Origin of the sequence: uncultured Gemella sp. (genome assembly GCF_963519265.1) — a bacterium.
Lineage (GTDB): Bacteria > Bacillota > Bacilli > Staphylococcales > Gemellaceae > Gemella.
The window spans coordinates 1-19,468 of sequence record NZ_CAUQNQ010000012.1 but is presented as its reverse complement, the minus strand read 5'-3'; the positions used below and the strand labels follow the sequence as shown (position 1 = coordinate 19,468).

General features: G+C 29.7%; 20 protein-coding genes and 1 other annotated feature. Of the genes, 5 read left to right on the top strand and 15 right to left on the bottom strand.

Translation table 11 applies throughout. The annotated features are described in order from the left end of the window. Positions 1–23 precede the first annotated feature (23 nt). The 5 genes from RWN11_RS02835 to RWN11_RS02815 all read right to left on the bottom strand — a co-directional run bounded on the left by RWN11_RS02835 (position 24) and on the right by RWN11_RS02815 (position 7,312). On the bottom strand, positions 24–3,050 hold the full coding sequence (locus RWN11_RS02835; RefSeq protein ID WP_314160283.1) for an SbcC/MukB-like Walker B domain-containing protein: 3,027 nt from the start codon (positions 3,048–3,050) through the stop codon (positions 24–26). Continuing rightward, positions 3,037–4,176 (bottom strand): exonuclease SbcCD subunit D, encoded by a 1,140-nt coding sequence (locus RWN11_RS02830; RefSeq protein ID WP_314160282.1) that lies wholly within the window; start codon positions 4,174–4,176, stop codon positions 3,037–3,039. Before RWN11_RS02830 ends, RWN11_RS02835 begins: the two co-directional genes overlap by 14 nt. A gap of 295 nt (positions 4,177–4,471) precedes the next feature. Then, positions 4,472–5,764 (bottom strand): RIP metalloprotease RseP, encoded by a 1,293-nt coding sequence (gene rseP, locus RWN11_RS02825; RefSeq protein WP_314160281.1) that lies wholly within the window; start codon positions 5,762–5,764, stop codon positions 4,472–4,474. A gap of 20 nt (positions 5,765–5,784) precedes the next feature. Continuing rightward, positions 5,785–6,558 carry a phosphatidate cytidylyltransferase gene (locus RWN11_RS02820; RefSeq protein WP_314160280.1) on the bottom strand — a complete coding sequence of 258 codons (774 nt, stop codon included), beginning with the start codon at positions 6,556–6,558 and terminating at the stop codon, positions 5,785–5,787. Beyond that, a complete protein-coding gene (locus RWN11_RS02815; protein ID WP_314160279.1) occupies positions 6,548–7,312 on the bottom strand; it encodes an isoprenyl transferase in 765 nt (254 codons plus the stop codon). Before RWN11_RS02815 ends, RWN11_RS02820 begins: the two co-directional genes overlap by 11 nt. A gap of 256 nt (positions 7,313–7,568) precedes the next feature. After that, positions 7,569–7,782, top strand: a binding site (T-box leader). Between the two features lie 45 nt (positions 7,783–7,827). Between RWN11_RS02815 and RWN11_RS02810 the strand changes: the two genes are divergently transcribed. From RWN11_RS02810 to RWN11_RS02790, 5 genes are all read left to right on the top strand, one after another. After that, positions 7,828–8,847: a methionine ABC transporter ATP-binding protein gene (locus RWN11_RS02810; RefSeq protein ID WP_314160278.1), complete on the top strand. Its 1,020-nt coding sequence runs from the start codon at positions 7,828–7,830 to the stop codon at positions 8,845–8,847. After that, complete coding sequence (locus tag RWN11_RS02805; RefSeq protein ID WP_299324315.1) at positions 8,837–9,517, top strand: methionine ABC transporter permease; 681 nt, start codon at positions 8,837–8,839, stop codon at positions 9,515–9,517. The genes RWN11_RS02810 and RWN11_RS02805 overlap by 11 nt, the downstream gene beginning before the upstream one ends. A 20-nt stretch (positions 9,518–9,537) precedes the next feature. Then, positions 9,538–10,365 carry a MetQ/NlpA family ABC transporter substrate-binding protein gene (locus RWN11_RS02800; RefSeq protein ID WP_314160277.1) on the top strand — a complete coding sequence of 276 codons (828 nt, stop codon included), beginning with the start codon at positions 9,538–9,540 and terminating at the stop codon, positions 10,363–10,365. A gap of 21 nt (positions 10,366–10,386) precedes the next feature. Next, positions 10,387–11,568 (top strand): aminotransferase class I/II-fold pyridoxal phosphate-dependent enzyme, encoded by a 1,182-nt coding sequence (locus tag RWN11_RS02795; RefSeq protein WP_314160276.1) that lies wholly within the window; start codon positions 10,387–10,389, stop codon positions 11,566–11,568. 116 nt (positions 11,569–11,684) lie between these two features. Then, a complete protein-coding gene (locus tag RWN11_RS02790; protein WP_314160275.1) occupies positions 11,685–12,896 on the top strand; it encodes an OFA family MFS transporter in 1,212 nt (403 codons plus the stop codon). Positions 12,897–12,934: 38 nt separating this feature from the next. Here the strand turns inward: RWN11_RS02790 and RWN11_RS02785 are convergent, their stop codons facing one another. The 10 genes from RWN11_RS02785 to pnp form a co-directional block, all read right to left on the bottom strand. Further along, positions 12,935–13,402: a LysM peptidoglycan-binding domain-containing protein gene (locus RWN11_RS02785; RefSeq protein ID WP_314160274.1), complete on the bottom strand. Its 468-nt coding sequence runs from the start codon at positions 13,400–13,402 to the stop codon at positions 12,935–12,937. 16 nt (positions 13,403–13,418) lie between these two features. Then, on the bottom strand, positions 13,419–13,595 hold the full coding sequence (locus RWN11_RS02780; RefSeq protein ID WP_003146501.1) for a DUF6501 family protein: 177 nt from the start codon (positions 13,593–13,595) through the stop codon (positions 13,419–13,421). A gap of 45 nt (positions 13,596–13,640) precedes the next feature. Further along, positions 13,641–15,095 (bottom strand): sodium/pantothenate symporter, encoded by a 1,455-nt coding sequence (panF, locus tag RWN11_RS02775; protein ID WP_314160273.1) that lies wholly within the window; start codon positions 15,093–15,095, stop codon positions 13,641–13,643. Further along, positions 15,085–15,339 (bottom strand): YhdT family protein, encoded by a 255-nt coding sequence (locus RWN11_RS02770; RefSeq protein ID WP_314160272.1) that lies wholly within the window; start codon positions 15,337–15,339, stop codon positions 15,085–15,087. The genes panF and RWN11_RS02770 overlap by 11 nt, the downstream gene beginning before the upstream one ends. Next, positions 15,332–15,934, bottom strand: coding sequence for a phosphatase PAP2 family protein (locus RWN11_RS02765; RefSeq protein WP_314160271.1), 603 nt, complete (start codon positions 15,932–15,934; stop codon positions 15,332–15,334). The genes RWN11_RS02770 and RWN11_RS02765 overlap by 8 nt, the downstream gene beginning before the upstream one ends. Position 15,935: 1 nt before the next feature. After that, positions 15,936–17,018: an undecaprenyldiphospho-muramoylpentapeptide beta-N-acetylglucosaminyltransferase gene (locus tag RWN11_RS02760; RefSeq protein WP_314160270.1), complete on the bottom strand. Its 1,083-nt coding sequence runs from the start codon at positions 17,016–17,018 to the stop codon at positions 15,936–15,938. A gap of 2 nt (positions 17,019–17,020) precedes the next feature. Continuing rightward, positions 17,021–17,512 (bottom strand): pantetheine-phosphate adenylyltransferase, encoded by a 492-nt coding sequence (gene coaD / locus RWN11_RS02755; RefSeq protein ID WP_274459379.1) that lies wholly within the window; start codon positions 17,510–17,512, stop codon positions 17,021–17,023. A gap of 2 nt (positions 17,513–17,514) precedes the next feature. Further along, positions 17,515–18,069: a 16S rRNA (guanine(966)-N(2))-methyltransferase RsmD gene (rsmD, locus tag RWN11_RS02750; protein ID WP_314160269.1), complete on the bottom strand. Its 555-nt coding sequence runs from the start codon at positions 18,067–18,069 to the stop codon at positions 17,515–17,517. A 97-nt stretch (positions 18,070–18,166) separates the two neighbouring features. Then, positions 18,167–18,430, bottom strand: coding sequence for a DUF2129 domain-containing protein (locus RWN11_RS02745; RefSeq protein WP_314160268.1), 264 nt, complete (start codon positions 18,428–18,430; stop codon positions 18,167–18,169). 9 nt (positions 18,431–18,439) lie between these two features. Then, positions 18,440–19,468, bottom strand: a 1,029-nt coding sequence (gene pnp / locus RWN11_RS02740; protein ID WP_314160267.1) for a polyribonucleotide nucleotidyltransferase, incomplete at its 5' end; no start/stop codon positions are given.

Here is a 19,468-nt window from a genome sequence, read left to right as displayed (position 1 = left end):
TTCTCCTTTCTTTTTATATTACCTTATATTCCAGTCATTTTAATCTTCGCATAATTATCTTTAGAATAGACTTCTACCTTCGGTCTAATTCTTTCTTTTAGCTCACTGACATGTGAAATAATACCGATATTTCGTCCGTATGATTGTAAATCTATTAGCGTTGTTAGTGCAATATCAAGTGTTTCAGCATCTAATGATCCAAATCCTTCATCGATAAAGATAGTTTCAAGTGATATTCCCCCGCTCTCATTTTGAATAACTTCGGCTAACCCTAAAGCGAGAGCTAAAGAAGCTAAGAATAATTCTCCTCCAGAAAGAGAACTAATAATACGAGTACTATTTAGATAAATATCATGTATTTCTATCTCTAATCCTTGAAGTCCTCCACCTTTTGATTTTTCATCACGTCTAATGAATCTATATCTGTCATTTGTCATCTGTAATAATCTTTTAGTTCCCGCAACTAGAATCAAGTCTAGATAATATCCTTGAACGTACGTTTCTAATGATTTTCTATTTTCAGTTTTTCCGCTGACAACATCACTAAATGCTATAATTTCTCTTATCTCTTTAGATGATTCTAAAAGTTCAATATACTCACTATGAATTTTTTTATATAATTTTTTATTATTTTCTAATCTTGTATTAAGCACTGCAATTTTTTCTATAAAATCATTAACTTGAGATTCAATATTTTGTAGTTTTCGTTGCCCTTCTTCTAAATCTGGTTGTTCTATATCTTGTAACTCTTCTTCGAGTTTTTCTATAGTGTTTACTATAATTTTTTTGGCATCTTCAAATTTATTAATTTGAGATTCATAGTCTTCTAATTTAACCAATTCTGCTATGTCTTCTTCTGCCATTTCTAAGGTTACGTAATACTTATTAAGCTTAGAATTAGTGAAACTATCAACAATACTTTCTATTCTTTTACTAACTTCTAGTAAATTCGTCTTATTATTTTTCTGTTCTGTTTCTAGTTTAGTTTTTCTTATCAATAGTTCATTACTATTATTTTGTATAACATTACATGTATTATCGAACTCTTCAACCTGAGATTGTATTTTCTCATAATAGTCAGCAAACTCATCTAGCTCTATTTTTACATTTTTCTCAAACTGTTCTATTTTATTTTTCGCTTCTAGATGTTTTTGTTTAATTTCATCTTCATTTTTAAATAACTCTGAAAGTTCCTCTATTTCTTGAGCAAGTCCCTTAATTTTATCCTCTGATACTTTGATTTTTTTACCAATCTCAGTTAAATTAGGATTCTCAACCTTTAATTCACCTTCTAATTGGTAAAGTTCTTCCTTAGATTTAAAGTTTATAATCTCTTCTTGATTTTTTAAAAACTTACTTAATTGTTCTATATCTTCTTCATTTTTTTCAATAAGAGTTTCTAGTTGAATTATATCTTTATTAACTTTTTGAAGTGAATTTTCTATATTATCATCAATCTCAACTAAGTTAGGAATTTCTGGTAAGTGTTCAATTTTTTGTTTACATAAAGGACAATCATCCCCCTCATGTAATTTCAATAGAAAACCATTTAAAATTTCTTGTTCTTTATTTTTATTTAACAATAAGAACTCTTTCTCCAGTTTTTCCTTATCTATTCTCAAGGCTTCTAATTGTTTTTTATCCGAATCAATATTTGATTTTTTTTCGTTTAATTCCGATAACCTATTATTGTATTCTTCGAACTTTTCAACCTCTTGTTCTTTCTTTAAAATTTCTAATTTTAACTTACCAATACTGCTCTCTAGTATATTTTTCTCCTCGTTAAGTTCTAAATGACCTTCTTTTTCATCTTTTATATTAGATTCTAATTCACTAAAAGTTTCTTTTTTCAAAATAAGCTCTTTTAATTTTTTGCTATATATTTCAATATTAGTTTTAGCAGAAGCTATTTCATCAAAATTATTATAGAAAAACTTATAATCAATAGTTTCCTTTCTAAATTCTTCTATATTATCTTTTTGTGCATTTAATTCTAATTGTAATTTCTTATTATTATCTAAATCTAATTTATATTTATCTTCCTCTGCTAATAAATCTTGCTCAAGTTTTCTTAATTGTGATTTTTTATTTAATAAAGTACTGTACTCTATAATCTTATCTTTACTCTTTTGTAACTCTTTTAACTTCTCTACTTCTAATTTAAGTCTACTATAATATTCTTCTTTTTTACTTAATTCTTCTAGTTCTAACTTGTTATTTTTAAGTTGAGTGAATTTATCATTGAGCTTACTTAATTCTATAAATTTCTCTTTTTCTTTAGAAAAACTACGTTCTAATTTTAATAATTCTTTTTTCTCATTTTTTATTGTTTCTTCTTGCGATTGAATAATACTTAGTATTTCTTCAAAATTTTCGTCTTTTAAATATTCAAACTTTGTAAGTTCTTCCTCAATATCAAACTGTTCAAATCTAGTAATCAACTCTTTTTCTTTTTGCTTATGTGAACTATCTAATTTTTTGGCTTGTTCTTGCAGTTGTTCCACGAATTTTTGATAGAAGTAAGTATTAAATAATGATCTCAAAGTTTCTTTTTTTTCACTTGATTTCGATAATAAGAACTCTTTAAATTTTCCTTGAGGTAAGATAATTATTTGACAAAATTGCTTATCATCTAAACCTATCAACTCTTCTACTTTTTCTTTTACCTCTTGTTCTTTTGTGGCGATTACTTCTAATTTTTCATCATTATATTGCATTAAAGCAACTTTCCCCGATGTTAAGTTTTTATTACCAGCCTTCAAATACGCCAGAGTTCTCTCAATTCTATATTTTCTTCCACTTAATTCAAAATCAAAGTTAACCTGTGTTTTGTCCTTATCCAAGGCTGTCTTCGTTCTTAGTGAGGCTACATCTTTCCCTCCGGTTGTCTTATTGTATAATGCATAAGTAATAGCATCAAATAGTGTTGATTTCCCTGAACCAGTTTTTCCTGTAATTAGAAATATCGGTTCATTTATTATTCTATCCCATTCTATTATTTCGTTCTTATATGGACCAAATTCTTTTAATTCTAATCTAATTGGTTTCATCTTGACTCACCTTATCTATAATATTTACTAGTACTTGTTTTTGACCTTCAGTTAATTCACTACCAGTTTGTTCATTATAGAATCCCTCTATTAACTGTAAAGGACTCTTAGTTAGCATCTCTCTATCTAATTTCATTTCATTATCTATGCCAGTATTTCTTTTTTGCTTTAGTATCAGAGTATTAGGATAATATTCTTTAATTCTAGGTAACGGATCAGTAATTCCCTCTAAACCACTCAGTTCCATACTAAAATAATCATTTTTACAATCATAATTTTGTTGAAATTCTTTCGTTAAAACTTCTTCATAGGATGCACTAATATTATGTAGCTTTCTTTTTGGTTTTAATGGAATAAACTCTTCATTATAACTTTCCTTTGTTACCCTCACAAGCCTCATTCCTTTAGTTTGAGAAGCTTCAGAGAATGAGTACGCCATTGGACTTCCACTATATTTCAAACGTTCCTCATTTATTGCATTTGGATTATGAAGATGACCTAGAGCAACATAATCAAACTTATCAAAGACTTCCACAGCCACATTTTCAACAGTACCTACAGATATTTCTCTTTCAGAATCGGTCTCTAATCCACCAGAAACAAAAGTATGAGCTACTAAAATATTAGTCTTATTCGTATCTAAATTTTTATAAATTTCATCAATTACTCTTTTAGTTGCTGCATTATGCGTTGTTAATGTAGCATCTTCAAAATATTCTCTCGCTTCAAAAGGTTCAAAATATGGTAATAAATATATATCAGCATCTTCATAAGAAAGTTTATCAAAAGCTTGCTCTAATCTTGTGTGAAGATAAAATTTATGTTTGCTAAACCAAGCATCCCCAATCGCTAGCCTTTCCCTGCTGTCATGGTTTCCGCTAATAGCAAAAATTGGCACATTACACTCTATATTAATTTTAACTAAAAGTTCTTGTAGGAGTGTAGTCGCTTCTTTACTAGGAACACTTCTATCATATAAATCTCCTGCAATAATTAAAAAATCAGGATTTATTTTCTTCATTTCAGTTATTAGATTATCTAACACACCTTGCTGATCTTCCAATAAATCTATTCCTTGTAATTTCCTTCCAATGTGCCAATCAGCAGTATGTAAAAATTTAACCATATTATCACCTTTTCCTATATATTCTCTATTATATTATAGCTTAAAACAGTTAAAAATAGTAGGGAGTGTTTCAAAAATCGTTATTTTGAAGTAATCTATTTTGTCGAGTCACCTATAGATTTCAATATACAATTACGTTTGTGAGTTCTCATATAGAATATTTTTAAAAGGGTATTCCCTATTAAATAAACTAAAGTATAAATTTCAAAATTTATACTTGCAATTTTTAAAATTAACTTTTCTTTTAAAGATATAAAAAACGAGAAGTAAATCAATTTCTCGTTTTTTTTATTATCTATTTCCCAAATAATCTTTGGATATCATTCCATGTTACTGCTAGCATTAACGCAACCATTAATAATCCGAATGCCACAGTTAAGTAATATTGGGCTTTTTTATTAATTGGCTTTTTGAAGATTGCTTCGTATATTACAAATATGATACGTCCCCCATCAAGAACTGGAATAGGAATTAGGTTCATAAGACCTAAGTTAACACTTAAAATTCCTGTCCATTTTAATGTTGTAATTAAACCACTCTGTGCAGCTGCAGAAGACATTTCATAAATCGCTACAGGACCACCAAGTTGGTTTAGACTAAATCCACCACTAAATAATGAAGCAAACAGATTAATAATTCCCATGAAAATCGCTGTTCCGTAATATAGAGTTTGTTCAAAACCACTCTTAATAGAACCCGCTAAGTCTTTCTCATAAGCTGGGTCTATTCCAAGTTTATATGTTTTAACTTCTTTACCTTTTTTCACAGTTATTTCTTCTTTTGGTGTAACTTTAATTTCTTGTTGTGAACCGTCACGAGAAACTTTTAAAGTAAGCTCAGCTCCATTAGAATTTACTATCTCATTAGTCATTTCTTTCCATGTAGTAACACTCTTACCATTCACCTGCTCAACTACATCTCCTTGTTTTAATCCAGAAGAGTAAGCTGGGTAATTAGATGCTAATTCACCTAAGCGAGTAGTATTTGATGGAACTCCACTATAAATTGAAATACCTAAGAAAATTGCTAAGGCCAATATAAAGTTCATCAACGGTCCTGCAAATAATGTCCAGAATTTTTTCCCCCATGAATGTGAAGAAAACATTCTTTCAACTGGTGCAATTTGCTCTTCCATTCCACCAAATGCAACGCATGCATCTTTTCTTACTTCATAGCGTTCAATTTTATCCCCAACAAAACCTTCTACAAATAATTTTTCAGTTAGATCAAATTCATTCAATTCTAATGGAAGTAAATCCATATCATTGCTTTTATCTAAAACTATTTTTTCGACCTTATCATTTTCATCTAATTTTAAACTAACTTTCATTCCTTTTTTTAGATCATATACCGACACATCATTATTAAAATCGAAAACATTGTCTGGCATTTTTACATATCCACCTACAGGAAGAAGTCTTATTGTAAAGTTAGTCTCTCCAATTTTTTTATGAAATATTTTAGGTCCCATTCCTATTGCGAATTCTTGGCACAATATTCCTGCTCTTTTCGCAACTATAAAATGACCAAATTCGTGAATAGTTACTACCACAAAAAATATTAATATAAATGCTATAATACCTTGCATCTAATACTCCTTTCTATCCTCTAAAATATATTTAGTAAAATTATTAAACATGGTGCTGATAATATTACAGAATCAAATCTGTCAAAAATACCACCATGCCCTGGTAATAAATTACTACTATCTTTTACTTGATATTCTCTCTTATATGCTGATTCAATTAAATCACCAAATTGACCAACGGCACTAACTACCAATGTAATAGCAATCGCAACTAATAGATTAGAAAATATATTAGTTATATAGAAAAACAATAATGCTATTACTATTGATGATAGACTACCTATTACAGAACCTTCAATTGATTTGTTAGGACTTATTTTGGGTGAAAGTTTATTCTTACCAAACTTCATTCCACCAAAATATGCAAAACTATCAGTAAACCAAATTGTAAGTAATAAATAAGCTACATGCGATAAGCTCAAGTTTCTTATCATAAACAAACAATAAAATCCTATAAAAATATATGCAGTTATAAATATAATCGAACCAATTTCAACTAATTTAATTTTATGCCCTGTTGCAACTACAGTCGCTAACATACCAACTAAAATTAAAAATAGTAAACCATATACTTGTAACTGTGAAATCTCTTCATGTAAAAATAACGATGCACCTGCTAAAGAAGATAACCCTAAAACTACTATATTTGTTTCTTTAAAAGTCATTCTTACTATTTCATACATAGCCATCACACCAAGTGCGAATGTTGTAAATTTAAAATAATCTCCACCTAAAAATAGTAATGGTAGGAAAACAATTAATGCCACTATGGCAGTTATTACCCTAGTCTTCATTTAACCCTCCAAACCTTCTATCTCTACTTTGATATTCTAATAAAGCTCGATAAAACTCTTCTTCTGTAAAGTCTGGCCAAGCAACTTTAGTGAATAAAAATTCACTATAAGCAATTTGCCAAAGTAAAAAGTTTGAAATTCTTTGTTCTCCCGAAGTTCTAATTAGTAAATCTGGATCTGGAGTATTAGCCGTAAATAGATTTTCACTTACATGAACTTCAGAAATTTCATTTATACTGTATTTATTATCTTGTACATCTTTAGCAATTTGCTTAATAGCTCTTAACATCTCATCTTTAGACCCATAATTCAATGCAAAAATTAATTTTAATCCAGTATTATTTTTTGTCTGCTCTATTGCATCATTTACTGCTTTTCTTGTATTTTCTGGTAATTTTTCTACAACACCAATTACTTCAACTTTTACATTATTTTCCATAAGTTCTGGCATAAAACTACTGAACATCTTTTCAGGAAGATCCATTAAATAACTAACTTCTTCTTTAGGTCTCGCCCAATTTTCTGTAGAAAAAGCATATAATGTTAGATATTCTATACCTAGTTTTGATGCATATTTTGTTATTTTTTTTACAGTTTGCATCCCTTCATAGTGTCCTTTAATTCTAGGCATATTTCTTTTTTTAGCCCAACGTCCATTACCATCCATTATAATAGCAACGTGTGTCGGAATTTTTTTCAACTCTTGTTTGTCATTTTTTTCCACTGATTCATTTTTTCTAAAAAATTTAAACATAATTCCTCCTATGTAACACACTTCATTATATCATAAAAGACTTAATGCAACAAACTTTTAATAAATTTTGTATTCCAATATATTAATAATTTTATAAGGTAACTAACCATATTAAGCATTTTAACTATTATAACAAAATCACAATCTTCTTAATTAAAGATGCCCATTATCCCGAAAATTAACTTTTTTTATATAAACTTTTGAATTTTTATATTGCATTGTCAGAAAATTTATGCTAGAATATAGTCATTAACAATTAAATGCGTTGATGAGTAGAATCTTACTATCTACTTTTAGAGAGTTCTCGGTTGGTGAAAGAGAATAGTCAGGAGTAAGAGAAATGGACTTTGAGCATATAGTTTTTACTACGGTATTGCCCGTTATAGCAAAAGTTATGTTTGTAACTTACTAAGGTACAATAAGTGATTATTGTATAAATAAAGGTGGTAACACGTTAAGACGTCCTTTAGCAAAAGCTAGAGTGCGTCTTTTTATTATAAAGAAAGGAGAAATATATGATTAATCTTAATAACGTTAGTAAAACCTTCTATCAAAAAAGTAAAGAAATTCAAGCACTTAAACCTACTAATCTCCATGTAAAAGCTGGTGAAATATTTGGAATTATCGGCTACTCTGGTGCTGGAAAAAGTACCCTTCTACGATGTCTTAACTTACTAGAAACTCCTTCTGAAGGAGAAGTAATTGTAGATAATCAAATTGTTAACAAACTTAATAGAAAGGATTTACGCTCTTACAGGCAAAAAATCGGAATGATTTTCCAACAGTTCAATCTACTAAGTTCAAAGACTGTAGGTGAAAATGTTGCATTCAATTTAAAAGCTGGTGATGTTGATTCAAAAGATATTCCGAAAAGAATTGATGAATTGTTAGAACTTGTAGGACTTTCTGATAAAAAAAATGTTTATCCAAGCCAACTTTCAGGTGGTCAAAAACAACGTGTTGGTATTGCTAAAGCTCTTGCGAATAATCCCAAATTATTACTTTGTGATGAAGCAACGAGTGCATTAGATCCTGTTACAACTAAACAAATTTTGTCTTTATTGAAGGAAATTAATCGTAAGTTGGGAATTACAATTATTCTTGTTACTCATGAAATGGAAGTTATTAAACAGATCTGTGATAATGTAGCCGTAATGGAGAATGGTGAAATTATTGAATTAAATTCTGTTTATGAGATTTTCTCAAATCCTAAAACAAAATTAATGCAAGAATTTATAGCTAATTTACACAATGACGAAGATTTTGAAGAACATCTTGCCGAACATTATAAAAATGAAACTGTAATAAGGGTTATTTTTAAAGGTGAAGCTACTAAAGAACCTTTAATTCAGACTTTAGCAAATAAATATAATGTTACTACTAACATACTTGCTGGTCGGATTGAATACATTCAAAATAAACAGTTAGGAAGTTTAACTTTTTCAGTAGTTGGTGAGCCTGATAATACAGAAAAATTTGTAAATCACTTAATTGATCAAGTTAATGATGTGGAGGTGAATGTATATGGAAAATAATCTAAGTTTAATAGAACAATGGAAAAATTTACAACCAGAATTAATAAAATCATTTGCTGATTCATTATACATGATAAGTGTCTCTATTATAATAACAGTAATAGTTGGATTGTTTTTAGGCGTTATTTTATTTTTAACTAGTAATAGACTTTTATTCAAAAATGTTATTATTTATAAAACAGTAGATTTTCTAGTTAATACAATTCGTTCTATTCCATTTATTATTCTTTTGGTATTCTTAATACCATTTACTCTATTTTTATTAGGAAAATCAACTGGACCTACTGGAGCAATAGTACCACTTACAGTTGCAGCTATTCCTCTATTTACGAGACTAGTTGATACTTCTCTAAATGAAATAGACTACGGAGTTATCGAGTCAGCAGTTGCTTCTGGTGCTTCTCTAAAATTAATAGTTAAAGAAGTATTAATACCTGAGGCTATGTTCGGAATTATTCAATCAATTACACTGACATTAATCAACCTAATTGCTTTTTCTGCAATGGCTGGTGTTGTTGGTGGTGGTGGAATCGGAGACCTTGCCATCAGATATGGTTATTATCGTTTTGATAACTTTACAATGTGGATTACAGTAATTCTATTAATTATCTTAGTCCAAATTACACAATATATAGGAAATTCAATTTCAAAAAAATTCAAAAAAAATTAATTTAAAGGAGATTTATATTTATGAATAAACTAAAAAAAATATTAACAGTTGTTTTTACAGCATTTTTAGCTATTACATTAGCTGCTTGTGGAGCTACAAGCTCAAACAATAATAACGGTGGAGAGAAAAAAGAAGTAAAAATTGGTGCAACATCTGGTCCTTATGCTGATATGGTAAACAAAGCACTTAAACCACTTCTTGAAAAAAAAGGATATACAGTTAAAGTTACTGAATTCTCAGATTACATCCAACCTAACAAAGCGTTAAACAGCGGTGAATTAGATGCAAACTTATTCCAACACAAAATTTACATGAAAAAATTTGCTGAACAAAATGGAATGGACTTAACAGCTCTTGCTCCTGTTCCAACTGCACCAATGGGATTATATTCTGATAAAGTTAAAGATCTTAAAGATTTACCAGAAGGTGCTGAAGTAACTCTTCCAAACGACCCTTCAAACGCTGCTCGTGCTTATGCATTATTAGCTGCTGCTGATTTAATCAAAATTAAACCTAATACTGATGTACTAAAAATCACTAAAAATGATGTAGTAGAAAATCCTAAAAAACTTAAATTTACAGAATTAGAAGCTGGTCAACTTGCTAGATCATTAAGCAGTACTACTCTTGCTGCAGTTCCTGGTAACTTTGCTCTTGCAGCTAAATTTGATTTAACAAAAGCTCTAATCTTAGAAAAAATGAACGAAAATAACCGTAACAATATTGTTGTAACTACAGCAAACAAAGATAAACAATTTGCTAAAGATTTAGTAGAAATCGTTCAATCTAAAGAATTTGATGAAATCATTAACAAAGATTTCAAAGGATTTGACAAACCTGGAAAATAATTAACAAGGAAGTGATTAATTATGAAAATTGAATTATCAAATACAATTAAAAATATTCCTGAAAATGTATTCTATCCTATTTTCAAATTAATCTCTGAGGAAAGTTCAAGTGGTAATCCATTATTAAATGCGGGTATCGGAGTTCCAGACTCTGATACCCCTGAACTTTTACTTAAAGAATTAGAAATAGCTATAAGAAAACCTGAAAACATGAGATATGGAGCATTTGATGGAAAAGCAACATTACTTAATGAAATTTCACATTGGCTTAAAGAAAACTATAATATAGACGCAGATCCTAAAGATGAAATTGCTTTAGTATTTGGTACTAAATCTGGACTATCTAGTATTCCTTCGGTACTTCTTAATCCAAATGATACTGTATTATTACCAGTACCAAGTTATCCTGACTACATTCAAGGAATTGCTTTAGCTCAAGCAAAATATGAAGAGATAGAATTAAAACAAGAAAACAATTATTTAGTAGATTACTCTGACATTCCTGAAAAATCAGTTAAAGACGCTAAACTTATATTTCTAAACTATCCTTCAAACCCTATTGGAGCTGTTGCTACAAAAGAATTTTATGAGGAAACTGTAAGTTGGGCGAGAGAACATAATATAGTGGTACTTCAAGATCATGCATATTCAGACTTTTACTATAAAGATGGCTACTCTCCTGCATTTATGCAAACTACTGGAGCTAAAGAAGTAGGAGTTGAATTTTTCTCGTTTTCTAAGAATTTTTCAATTTCAGGTCTAAGAATCGGTTTTGCAGTAGGTAATAAAGAAATAATTCGTGGTCTAAAAGAATATAATACAATATTCCATGCAAATATTTATGGTGCCGTTCAAGATGTAGTAATTACAGCATTAAAAAATCACAAACACTTGACTAGTCATATAAAAGAAACTTATACAAAAAGAATAGATAAAATTACTGCAAAACTTGATGAACTAGGATATTCCTATTTTAAACCTGAAGGTGGAATTTTCATCTGGTTAAAAGTTAAAGACGGATATGATAGCCAAAGTTTCTTTGAATTATTATTAAAAAAATATAGAATTGTTACTATGCCTGGACATGTATTCGGTCACGGTGGTGAAAATTATATTAGACTAAGCTTAAGTCTCTCAGATGAGCAAATTGATATTTTAATAGAAAAATTAGAATTGCTAAATAATGATTTAAATAATAGCTAATTTTATTGAAATCTTTATTATATATTCATAAAAATTCGACTAATCTATTGATTAGCCGAATTTTTAATGTTAACATATTACTTTACATAAACAGATTATTTCGAAAGGATGATTAAATGAACAAAAATACAAGATGGACTGTCTTAATCGCCTCAATGGCAATTTTACTATGTACAGGTTCGCTATATTCTTTTAGTGTTTTTGCAAAGCCTCTAAGTGTATCGAAAGGATGGAGTATGCCCGATGTAATGCTAGCATTTACTATTAACGCAGCTATTGCTCCTATCCCTACTATTCTTGGAGGATTTATTACTGATAAAGGAAAAGCAAATATCTCTATTATTTTAGGGGGAATCTTATTTGCTGTTGGATTCATACTTACTGGATTTGCAACTACGAAAGGGATGTTATATTTTAGCTATGGTGTATTATCTGGAGTTGGACAAGCATTTGCTTATTCTGGAATTATAAGTAATGCGCTTAGATTCTTCCCTGATAAGAGAGGTCTAGCTGCTGGTTTAATAACGGGAGCAATGGGTGGTGCTAGTGTTATCGCTGCTCCAATAGCTCATAATCTAATCGCTAATTATGGAGTTCATAATGCATTTATCTACTTAGGTAGTGCATACTTAGTAATTATTATAATAGCTCTATTCTTCATAAAAGTTGCTCCTGCGAATTATCAACCTGAAGGTTGGATTCAACCTGTTGCAGAAATTAAACAAGAGGCTGCTAATAAAAATTGGAAACAAATGTTAATGAGTTTATCATTTTACTTTATTATTTCAATGTTTGCTATTGGAGCATTCTCTGGACTTATGGTAGCATCAAACGCATCAGTAATAAGCCAAACTATGTTCGGACTAACTGCTTCAGTTGCTGCAACTTTTGTTAGTATTTACGCTCTTTCAAATACCTTCGGACGTGTTGTATGGGGCGTTGTTTCAGATAAAATAGGACATGAGAAGACTCTTATTGCAATATATTCGGTAATTGCTATTTCATTATTAACTCTAGTTAACATTAGAACTACCGTTGGTCTGACAGTCGGTCTTGTTCTCCTTGGTCTATGTTTTGGTGGAATTATGGGAGTTTTTGCTCCATTAGTTATGAAAACATTTGGACCTATTAATCAGGGAGTTAACTATGGAATTGTCTTTATAGGATTTTCTACCGCTGCATTTTTTGCACCTAAATACGCTGCTGGAATAGCCGCTAAAAATAATGGAGATTTCACAGAGGCATTTTATGTAGCAATTTCACTAGTTCTTATTGGCTTTGTTATTAGCATTATCTACTCAATATACACAAAACGTAAATTAAAATAAAAAAAGAAGTCATCTCCACTAATGAGATGATTTCTTTTTTATAATTTCGGTATTTGAATTTTTTGTCCAGCTGCAATATTATTATTACTAATATTATTAGCCTCTTTAATTTTTTCTACACCACTTTGAGAATTAACTTCTCCATACGCCTTTGAAGCAATAGTGAATAACGTATCTCCAGATTTTATAATATAATCTTGACCTACAACAGGGGTTGCACTAACTACTCCTGTTGATTCACCCTTTTCTGATTCGCTAGCTGTCGTTTCTTTTTTATTAGTATTTTCTTCAGTTACTTTTGAATCATTAGCTTTTGGTATATCTTTATTAGTTTCTGCTTTTGTCTCTTCTGGAACCTTCGCAGTTTGTTCTGTTGTCTGAACAACCTTATCTTTTGCCTTTCCTCCAAGAGAATTCCCTAAAGCAGTAACTCCTACTAAAATAAGTGGTGCTAGTATTATAAATAATCCAACTAGAACTGTATTCTTTATAGTATTTTTTTTCATCATTTTACCCCTTGAATTATTTTACTTCTTCAAAATAATCGTGGTAGTATCCGCCTACTTTTCCACTGTTATCTACTACAAATACATATTCTTCTGTTTCATTCACTACTTCATATTCTTTGCCCACAGTTAGCATATTACTAACAGTGAATTTCTCAGCATCTGTATGTTTAACTATAACTTTTTTCGACATTTTTATTCCTCCTTACTCTTTATTTTTTATTTTATTACAATATAACTATTTTTTCAATTGTTTTTTACTCATTAATAATGAAACTATTACAAAAGCTACTAGAGATATTGATAACGAAATCACTACCGGTTCTATAAATTTAATTACATACACAGTTTTTATAAGTATATAACTTACTAATCCTAAAACTATAGAACTAAGTGCTCCGTATTTTTCAGCTTTTTTCCAGTATAATCCTAATAAAATCGGCCATAGGAAAGTTGCTTCTAATCCTCCAAATGCAAATAGATTAACATTTACTATTAGACTAGGTGGTCTCATACTTAGTAACATTATCAATAAAATCACAAGAATATTAACACCATATACAAAGATAGGAACTTTCTTACCTGTAATTTTTTCTTTAATGGATTTATTATTAAATAGTAAATCCTTTATTAATGCAGATGAAATTAATAAGAATTGAGCATTTACTGTAGTTATGATTGCTGCCATTGGTGCTGCAAGAACTAATGCTGCTAAATACCAAGGAAGTACTTTTAAAGTTATTATCGGAATAACCGAATCATAGTCTTTGATATCTGGGAATACTCCTCTTGCCATAACTCCTATTAAATGAACTCCAAACATTACTATAAAGATAACAATTGATCCGACAATAATAGACTGTTTTAAACTTCGTTTATTTTTATATAACATCGAGTTAATAGCAATTTGTGGAATACCAATAACCCCTACTCCGACTAATACCCAAAACGAACTAACATAACTTGGTGTTAAGCTACCATTTGCCCCAAACGGAGTTAGTATTTTTTCATTTATATTAACCAGGTTGGCTGTAATCTGATCAATACCTCCACCATAATTAATTACAGCAAATAATAAAATTATTGTAGAGAAAATCATTATTAATCCTTGGATCATATCAGTTATTAGTATATTTTTTAATCCACCGAATACTACACAGAATATAATAATTACTGAGATAAGAACAATACCAGTCTTATACTCAATTCCCATGAAGGCTGCTAATAACTTAGCTCCACCTACCCACTGGGCACTCATCGCAGCAATTAAAAATACAATCATAGCAAGTGTTGATATGAAAGCTACTACTTTAGATTCATATCTATTTTTTAAATAATCACTTATTGTTATTGCATTTATTTTTTGTGCGGCTGTTTTAAACTTTTTAGCTAAAACTAATAGTACAAAATAGCCAGTTACCACTTGAATTACAGCAAGTAACACCCAACCATAACCGAGTTTATAAGCAACACCGGGTCCTCCTAAAAATGTAGAAGCAGAGCCATAAGTAGACATTAATGTTATCGCTAAGACAATACCACTTACCTTCCTATCTGCTAAATAATACTTTTCAAAGAAACTACCGTTCTGTTCTGTTTTACTAATACGATTCATAAATAATGGTAATAGTATTATTCCTAAAAATATAGTTACAAAGAGAATTAATATTCTATAATCTAAATTACTTGTCATTATTTTCCTCCTCTTTTATCTCATCATTTAGTAAAAGATTTGTTAAGACAATAACTAAGATTATTATCAGAACACTAACTACTATAGAACTATAGAAAAACCATTCGGGAAGTCCTAACACATACTTATATGATTTTACATTATTTACATCAAACTTAATATAAGCAAAGTAATACCATAGAGCAAAATGTACAATTGCTAAGCAAAGTGCAACTATCCCCTCTTTATTTTTTAATTTATTCATTTGTCTTTCCTAATAACCTCATTAATATATTATAGATATTCTCATAATAAACTTTCATAAAATCAACTATGATACTTCCAAGTAATAATCCCGCTGTTACGTCACTAATAAAGTGCGCACCTAAAATCATTCTTGAAATTGGAACTGCAATAATTGCAAAGGTAGCAATTACAGTTAGTATTTCTTTTTTATTAATTACAAAAAGTAATGCTAAGAAAAATAATGCTACAAAAGTAGAGTGACCACTAGGGAAACTAAAACCATCATGAAGTTCTGGTAATGGTCTAACCCTTTGAATACTGTACTTAAATGCTGATAAGAAGAATCCTCCGAAACCTGCACTAAAGAATATAAATACAGCTTTCTTAAGCTCTTTTATCCAAACTAAAAATCCTGTTAATAAAATCATTAATAATAATAATAATTTATCATTAAAAACAAGTGATATTATTTTAGCTATTTGCCCCAAGGCTTTTATTTCAAGTAAATCAGCAATTATTCTATCGAAATCATTATTTGGAAATTTTATTGCTACAACTGCTAATGCTATGAAAACTAATATCTTCACATACGTAAGTACGCTTAATTTCTTCATCCTATTTTTCACCTCCTACTTTATCCAAAATCTTGTTATAAAAATCTGTTACGTCGTTTATTACACGCTTTTCATTTTTATAAACTTGCATAGAATGTTTATAATCTTCTAAATTATTATAAAATTCATCAATTTGAGAAATAGGAAGTGTTGCGAAGTCCTCTTCTACAACCACTTTTGCAAATCCATTTTTTTCGAAGAATCTAGCATTTTCAATTTGATCTCCTCTACTTTGATTAGTTCCAAGTGGAACAAGAATCGGAGGTAATTCTAAAGCTAAAAATTCATATATTGAATTTGCACCTGCTCTTGAAATAACAAAATCTGTAATTTTTAATACATCAAACAATTCTTTTGAAAGAAATTCAAATTGTTTATACCCTTCTTTATTTATATTGTTATTTAATAGCCCTTTTCCAACTAGGTGAACGATTTGATATTTTTCTGTAAGATTATCAATATTATCCCAAATATAATCATTTAAAATTTTTGATCCTAAAGATCCACCCATTACTAATAACACAGGTCTATCTTCTTTAAAACCTGTTAATTCATAAGCTTTTTGACTATCTCCTATATAAATATCATCTCTTACAATAGCTCCGATTAAACTAGCTTTACCCTTAGGTAAAAACTTTTGAGTATCTTCAAAAGTTGTAAAGATATGATTACAAAATTTAATATTAATCTTATTAGCAAGTCCTGGTGTAAGATCCGATTCATGTAAGACTACTGGAATTCTTAGTAGCTTAGCTGCCACACAAACCGGGACACTAACAAATCCACCTTTTGAAAAAACAAAATTTGGTTTCTCTTTTTTTAATATTAATAAAGAATCTACAATTCCTTTCATTACTTTGAATGGATCTATAAAATTTTCCCAAGAAAAATATCTTCTTAATTTACCTGAACTTATTTTGTAATATTTTACTTCTGGAATCTTTCCTATCATCTCATTTTCTATACCGGTTTTGCTCCCAATATAAGAAATCTCATATCCATTTTTCTTGAATTCTGGAATCAAAGCCACATTTACAGATACATGACCTGCCGAACCGCCTCCAGTAAATAGGATTTTTTTCACCTTTATCCTCTCTCTTTCATCTTTTTTTCCAAACGCTCTTCTACATTTTTAGGAACAAACTTAGATAAATCCGCTCCAAAACCTGAAACACCTTTAACAATACTAGAACTAATAAATGAATATTGTTTATTAGCCATCATATAAAATGTCTCAATACCTTCATCCAAAGCTTTGTTCATAAATGTTAATTGCATCTCATATTCAAAGTCAGATACGGCTCTTAGACCTCTAACTATGACACTTGAACCAACCTTCTTTGCATAGTTTACTAATAATCCTGAGAATGCATCCACTCTAACATTTGGAATATCTTTTATTGTTTCTTCAATCATCTCCACTCTTTCATCAAGTGAAAATAAATATTTCTTATCAGGATTTACCAAGATAGCTACTATAATCTCATCAAATAACTCTGAACTTCGTTTTATAATATCTATATGTCCATAAGTAATAGGATCAAAACTACCTGGTACAATCGCTATTTTTCGTTTCATTTTTATTTCTCCATATATTCAAAGATTACTATATCTGTTATTCCATACTGTTTTTCTTTTATAACTTCAAGTTTTTCATCAGTAATAGTGATTTCTTCTGTATTGCTCTTTTCACAAATTACTAACGCCTCATCATTACATAGATTATTATCTAAAATACACTGTAATGCTTCATCTACTAAACCTTTATCGTACGGTGGATCTAGAAATATAATATCAAATTTCTCTTCTTTTTTTCCGAAAATTTTCAATGCTCGTTTGAAATCATTTCTATATAAAGAATAATCTGTAGCATCTATTCTACATTTTTCAATATTACTTTTAATGACTTTTATTGCATTATTACTTCCATCTATAAAAGTTGTGTGCTTCGCTCCACGACTTAACGCTTCTATTCCCAAGCCACCAGTTCCACCAAAAAGGTCTAATACTTTACAATCATAGCAATCTATCATATTGAATAAATTTTCTTTAATTTTATCCGTTGTCGGTCTTGTATTCATTCCTTCAACAGCATTTAATTTTATAGATCTGTATTTTCCTGCTATAACTCTCATGTTTCCTCGCAATAAATATCTAATATACTGTATTTATTAATGATATCTTTAAAATAAGGGAGAATATAGCTTTAGCTTCCCCCTTATTTTAATATTTTTATTTTGTTTGTAAATCTTTATCTAAATGTTCAAAACTTAAATGTAAGTCGGACATTCCTGATAATTCTACTTTTTTTACGAATTTCTTTTTCTTAAGTTCTTCTACTATGCTAGCTAATCTGTTTTCATCAACATAGATGCATGCATATCTTCCTCTTTTAGAATAAGAAATAAAGTTCCCATATTTTTCTAATTTATTTAAGTCTTTAAAACTTTTAAAATAGACATATATTCCACGTCTTTCTTTTTCAAATAACTCCATAAATTTCTCCTAGAAATGAGCTGCTGCGTCTACTCGACCTTTCTCATCAATTTTAATTACTTTAACTTTCAGAGTATCTCCAACTTTTACAACATCTTCAACTTTATTTACTCTTTCTTCAGCTAATTTAGAAATGTGAACTAGAGCATCAACTCCTGGGAATAATTCAACGAAAGCACCGAATTTTTCAATACGTTTAACTTCAGCTAGATAGATTTCACCAACTTCTGCTTCACGAGTAATATTTTCGATAATTTCAATTGCTTTATTAATTCCTTCAATTTCAGGTGAAGAAATAAATACATCACCATTTTGTTCGATATCAATTTTAACACCAGTTTTTTCAATGATTTCATTGATAACTTTACCACCTGAACCAATAACATCTTTAATTTTTTCAGGTTTAATTTTAATAATTTTAATTTTCGGTGCAAATGTAGAAACTTCTTGGCGAGGTTCAGCGATAATGCTGTTCATGTGATCTAGAATTTGTAATCTACCTACACGCGCTTGTTCTAGTGATTCTTTTAAGATTTGCTCACTTAAACCATCAATTTTGATGTCCATTTGAAGCGCAGTAATCCCGTCAGCAGTACCAGCTACTTTAAAGTCCATATCTCCAAGGTGGTCTTCCATACCTTGAATATCAGTTAAAATTGTGTAGTGCTCATCTTTCTTAACTAATCCCATTGCAATACCAGCTACCTGAGCTTTAATCGGAACCCCAGCTGCCATAAGAGCCATAGATCCAGAGCAGATTGTAGCTTGAGAACTTGAACCGTTAGATTCTAAGATTTCTGATACGATACGAATCGTATATGGGAAATCTTCTTTAGAAGGGATAACTTGAGCTAATGCACGTTCTCCTAAAGCACCGTGACCAATTTCACGACGTCCTGGAGCACGACTGAATCCTACTTCACCAACTGAGAATGCTGGAAAATTATAGTGTAACATAAATCTCTTATTTTCTTCTTGAGTTAAATCATCAATGATTTGTTCATCTGATAAGTTACCTAATGTTACAACACCTAAAGA

Excerpts from the sequence above, each read along its gene's own strand:
- RWN11_RS02810 (WP_314160278.1), top strand. The coding sequence starts at position 7,828 with ATGATTAATCTTAATAACGTTAGTAAAACCTTCTATCAAAAAAGTAAA.
- RWN11_RS02800 (WP_314160277.1), top strand. The coding sequence starts at position 9,538 with ATGAATAAACTAAAAAAAATATTAACAGTTGTTTTTACAGCATTTTTA.
- RWN11_RS02795 (WP_314160276.1), top strand. The coding sequence starts at position 10,387 with ATGAAAATTGAATTATCAAATACAATTAAAAATATTCCTGAAAATGTA.
- RWN11_RS02815 (WP_314160279.1), bottom strand. The coding sequence starts at position 7,312 with ATGTTTAAATTTTTTAGAAAAAATGAATCAGTGGAAAAAAATGACAAA.
- RWN11_RS02835 (WP_314160283.1), bottom strand. The coding sequence starts at position 3,050 with ATGAAACCAATTAGATTAGAATTAAAAGAATTTGGTCCATATAAGAAC.
- coaD (WP_274459379.1), bottom strand. The coding sequence starts at position 17,512 with ATGAAACGAAAAATAGCGATTGTACCAGGTAGTTTTGATCCTATTACT.
- RWN11_RS02770 (WP_314160272.1), bottom strand. The coding sequence starts at position 15,339 with ATGAATAAATTAAAAAATAAAGAGGGGATAGTTGCACTTTGCTTAGCA.
- RWN11_RS02790 (WP_314160275.1), top strand. The coding sequence starts at position 11,685 with ATGAACAAAAATACAAGATGGACTGTCTTAATCGCCTCAATGGCAATT.
- panF (WP_314160273.1), bottom strand. The coding sequence starts at position 15,095 with ATGACAAGTAATTTAGATTATAGAATATTAATTCTCTTTGTAACTATA.
- RWN11_RS02765 (WP_314160271.1), bottom strand. The coding sequence starts at position 15,934 with ATGAAGAAATTAAGCGTACTTACGTATGTGAAGATATTAGTTTTCATA.
- RWN11_RS02780 (WP_003146501.1), bottom strand. The coding sequence starts at position 13,595 with ATGTCGAAAAAAGTTATAGTTAAACATACAGATGCTGAGAAATTCACT.
- RWN11_RS02805 (WP_299324315.1), top strand. The coding sequence starts at position 8,837 with ATGGAAAATAATCTAAGTTTAATAGAACAATGGAAAAATTTACAACCA.
- RWN11_RS02745 (WP_314160268.1), bottom strand. The coding sequence starts at position 18,430 with ATGGAGTTATTTGAAAAAGAAAGACGTGGAATATATGTCTATTTTAAA.
- RWN11_RS02820 (WP_314160280.1), bottom strand. The coding sequence starts at position 6,558 with ATGAAGACTAGGGTAATAACTGCCATAGTGGCATTAATTGTTTTCCTA.
- rseP (WP_314160281.1), bottom strand. The coding sequence starts at position 5,764 with ATGCAAGGTATTATAGCATTTATATTAATATTTTTTGTGGTAGTAACT.
- RWN11_RS02830 (WP_314160282.1), bottom strand. The coding sequence starts at position 4,176 with ATGGTTAAATTTTTACATACTGCTGATTGGCACATTGGAAGGAAATTA.
- rsmD (WP_314160269.1), bottom strand. The coding sequence starts at position 18,069 with ATGAGAGTTATAGCAGGAAAATACAGATCTATAAAATTAAATGCTGTT.
- RWN11_RS02785 (WP_314160274.1), bottom strand. The coding sequence starts at position 13,402 with ATGAAAAAAAATACTATAAAGAATACAGTTCTAGTTGGATTATTTATA.